This window comes from Streptococcus loxodontisalivarius (assembly GCF_016908645.1).
GTDB lineage: Bacteria > Bacillota > Bacilli > Lactobacillales > Streptococcaceae > Streptococcus > Streptococcus loxodontisalivarius.
Window position 1 is genome coordinate 1 of the sequence record NZ_JAFBEH010000092.1, and the last position, 1,183, is coordinate 1,183.

Sequence of the window (1,183 nt, forward strand, 5' to 3'; positions counted from 1 at the left end):
AAAAACCACCCAGTGATTCTTTCGTCTTGATTGTTTTCGAGACAGAAATCACTGGGTGGTTTTATGTTGAAGCTCGTTTTTGCCCAGCCTCTTTTTAGTATAATGGCGCAGCTTTTTTGATAGTGAGAAAAAGATAAGAAAAACAAAAGAAATTTTTGTGAAAATATTGACATTTATTCAAAAAAGGCGTAAGATACTGATTGTCAGAATGGACAGATGCTCTGGAGAAACATTTGCCCTTCAAAATGCAGTCGTCAGAAGAAGGAGTACTATGAAAAAGAAACTTACCTACCTTATGGTCCTAGCGGGTCTTTGTCTTGCTTGCTCAACTGTACAAGCTGAAACAACTACAACGACTAGTACAACAAGCTCTAGTTCAGAAACTCAGGAAGCACACTGGGGTTACGAGGATGAAATTTCACCAGAATACTGGGGAAGTCTTTCAGAAGAGTATGCAGCTTGTAGCGATGGAACAGAGCAGTCTCCAATCAATATTACAGGTGCTGAGGATGTTGACCTTCCAAGTTTATCCTTGAAAAGCAAATCTTCAAAGGTTACTGTTTTAAACAATGGTCACACGATTCAGGTCACTCCTGAAAATTCAGATAACACTTTGACTGTTGGTGATAAGACCTACACTTTGAAGCAATTCCATTTCCATGCACCAAGTGAAAATGAGATTGATGGCAAACAATATCCGCTTGAAGGTCACTTTGTCTACAAGACTGATGATGGTCAAATCGCTGTTGTATCAGTCCTTTATCAGTATGGTAAGGAAAATAAAGGCTTGAAGGAAGTTTGGAAGAACATGCCAACTAAAGTTAACGAAGAAAAGGAAGTTTCAAAGAGCATTTCCATCTCAAATCTTTTCCCAGAGGATCAAGATTACTACAACTTTGAAGGCTCATTGACAACACCTCCATGTACTGAAGGCGTTAACTGGATTGTCTTCAAAAAACAAGAAACCATCAGTAAAGCACAGGTTAAGAAATTCTCAGAAACAATCGGTGTTGCTAACAACCGTCCACTTCAAGATTTGAACGGACGTGAAATCGAAGAATAATAATGATAAAAAGCTCAAGTTCTCCGGCACTGCACCCTAAAAATGGGACAGAAGAAAAAACTTTTAAGCGGTCAGTTTTCTGTAATCTACAGGAGACTGGTTGTTTAATCTCTGTTGAAC

At 38.7% G+C, this 1,183-nt stretch carries 1 protein-coding gene; it reads left to right on the plus strand.

Annotated features, from left to right (window positions below; genetic code table 11):
* The first annotated feature begins 271 nt into the window (after positions 1-271).
* Positions 272-1,063 (plus strand): carbonic anhydrase, encoded by a 792-nt coding sequence (locus JOC28_RS10610; RefSeq protein WP_205010636.1) that lies wholly within the window; start codon positions 272-274, stop codon positions 1,061-1,063.
* The last annotated feature ends 120 nt before the right edge of the window (positions 1,064-1,183 follow it).